We start from the raw sequence: 2,868 nt of genomic DNA, 5'->3' as shown, positions 1-2,868 counted from the left end.
CACGTTGTCGATACCAAACTTCAATCTAATACCTGAATCGAAGTTGTATGCAACTGCCATATCGTTGATAAAGTAATCGCCAAATTCCATGTTGCTATTAGGATTCGCGTTTAAGGCTAATTCCTTATCAGTATAAAGGCTTACACCCTCGACATAGCGCGTTCTCCAGCTAACATCCCAGCTATCGATTGAGTAACTTAGGCTCCAGTTTGCTTGCCATTCAGCATAGCCAGCCGTGCCTGCAAGTTCTTCAAACGTATCTGGTTCATCCTGGAATGAAAAGTCTTTACGTTTTAGTAGACGAGTCGCAATAAGGTTAGTGCGCACGTCACCACTAAAGGCTTCAAAGTTATAACCAATATCAAAGTCAATACCAGCAGCTTCAAGCGACGCAATGTTCAACGAGAACTGTCTAATTTGAGTGATTTCGTGGCTAGTTGAATCACGAGTAATCAAACTACAGTATTCATTATTCACACCAGATTTAGAATCAACACAACGATCGATAATATCTTGAGCACCAACAGCACTGATAGCGTTTTCGATCTCAATATTCCAATAATCGGTAGTGATCGATAAACCATCAATAAAATCAGGTTGATAAACAATCCCTAACGTGAAACTTTTCGATTCTTCTGCTTGTAGCTCGCGATTACCACCACTTAATCCTTCAAGCGTTTTATCGTCGTAGTCAGCGTCAAAACCAGCAGGGATCCCTAACGCCGCACAGTTAGCTTGGCGTTGAGTTGGATCAGCCAGATCATTTAAGTTTTTAGCACGACAAGAGTCATCTACAGAGAAGAATGTTTGGCTTGCAGCACCATAAAGCTCACTGATGTTAGGTGCACGAATAGCTTCTGAGTATGTAGTACGAACGCGGATCTGATCATCAACTTCCCAGCTTAAACCCGTTTTCCATGTTGTAGCATTACCAATGGTGCTGTAATCAGCAAAGCGTATTGCAAGATCTAAGTCTAGCTGACGTACCATTGGTAAATCGGCTAACAAAGGAAGCGTGATTTCAGCAAAGATTTCGCTTACATCAAAATCGCCTTTATCTTCGCCTAATGCATTGAAGAAAGTACCTGCTGCATTTGAAGGTTCAAATATCTCACTTTCTTCTTTACGGTATTCAACACCAGTAGAGAAGCCTGCATAACCGGCAGGTAATTCAAATAAACTAGAGTTAGTTAGTGAGCCACCTAATACGGTTTGCTTAATAATCGATGTACCAGTTGAAGCGGTATTAATATAATTAATCGCATCTTGACTTGGTGCACCAAAACCAAAAATGTTGACTGGCACACAGCCTGCATCTCTAGCTGACTGATCACGACATACCGCAATCCCGTTTTCTAATACAGAATCAAGGGCGTTGGTGTAATTGTCATAGATTAAGTTATTTTTATTAACGCGCTCTAAATCAGTTTGACCATAAATAGCATAGGCATCGTAATCCCAATCTTGGAATACTATACCTTCAAGACCGATAACATAACGTTGAGTTTCGCGAGTATCATCTTCAATGCGCGCACCCAAGTCCGTCATAAAACGACGAATATTAAGTGTATCTAATGGCGCTGAATTACCGTCGCTATCCTTGTTTGCTTTCATTAAAGCAACCAGTTCAGGATTGATAAAAGCGTTATCAATTTTGATATCGTTAACCGGATTGCCAAAGAAAAATGCTGGTTGACCTTCATCTGTTGATTGGCTGTTAACGTATTTAGCTTCAAAATAAACGTTATGATTATCGTTAAGCTGGTAGTTTGCTTTAAAGTTAATATTGTAACGTTCGAATTCAGGTTGTAATTCTACAAACTGGTTTAAGTTAGTGACATCGCAATTTGCACAACGAATACCATCAACATTTTGACCGCTATAAACATCGCTTAATGAGCCATCAGGGTTAAAGCTTTTCCAACCATCTAAATTGAAGGTACCGGCATTACTAATTGTGTAGTGACCTGCATTAGGAGTCCATATTTTGTCTGGATCAGATGGGTCATTATTATCTTCAGTGCGGTTTTTATTTGCTAGGCTCGAAAAAGCAGTTGAAGTCTGATCGCGATCAAATGCTCTTAATTGCTCTTGAGCGCTGTACTCAACCGCAAAGGCAACGTTACCATCACCCTGGGCAAAATCAGAACCATAAGATAATGAGAAACGGTCTTTATTGTGGCCACTATCGTCAGCCCAACCTTTGGTTGCGGATACATCTAAGCCATTAATATCTTTCTTTAAAATGAAGTTTACAACACCGGTTACCGCATCGGCACCGTAAATTGCAGATGCACCGCCGGTAATTACTTCAACTCTATCGATCCATACACTTGGAATGGTATTGACGTCGACTGAAGAAGTACCTGCAGAACTTGATACATGGCGTTTACCGTCCACTAACACGAGTGTTCTGGCGGTACCCATGCTTCTTAAATCGAGTAAGTTAAGACCCGAAGTACCAATAAAGCGGCCTGAGTTGGCAAGTGAGTAGGTGTTACCTAGTGCAGGTAATTGGTTTAGCGCTTCACCAATATTTGTTACACCAGTTGATAATAACTCGTCGCCAGTAATTACTGTAACTGGCGTTGGTGCAACAGCACCTTCACGAATAATTCGTGAGCCCGTTACCGAGATTCTCTCGACAGCAGGTGCTGTATTCGCTGCGTCTTCTGCTGCAACAGTATTGAATGTGGTTGCTGCAGAAACGGCAACGCCACTGATTAGCGCAAAGCGAATAGCTTTGGCTAAATGTGAATTAGCTTGCATATTTTAACTCCCTGAAATATTTTTTTATTATGATGTAATCATTGAGATCATTTTTAATATAAAAATGAAACAAAGTTACACAGCTATTGATATAAGCAC

Annotated in this window: 1 protein-coding gene; it reads right to left on the bottom strand. The window is 40.7% G+C overall.

The genetic code is table 11. From position 1 onward, the window contains the following. Nucleotides 1-2,769: TonB-dependent receptor domain-containing protein (locus tag CXF78_RS18985; RefSeq protein ID WP_102037633.1), on the bottom strand; the 2,769-nt coding region annotated here is incomplete at its 3' end. Between the last annotated feature and the right edge of the window lie 99 nt (nt 2,770-2,868).

This window comes from Shewanella sp. 11B5 (assembly GCF_002836795.1).
GTDB classification, from domain to species: Bacteria; Pseudomonadota; Gammaproteobacteria; order Enterobacterales; family Shewanellaceae; genus Shewanella; species Shewanella frigidimarina.
Note: the sequence above shows the minus strand (reverse complement) of the source record. Positions and strands in the feature narration are given on the sequence as shown.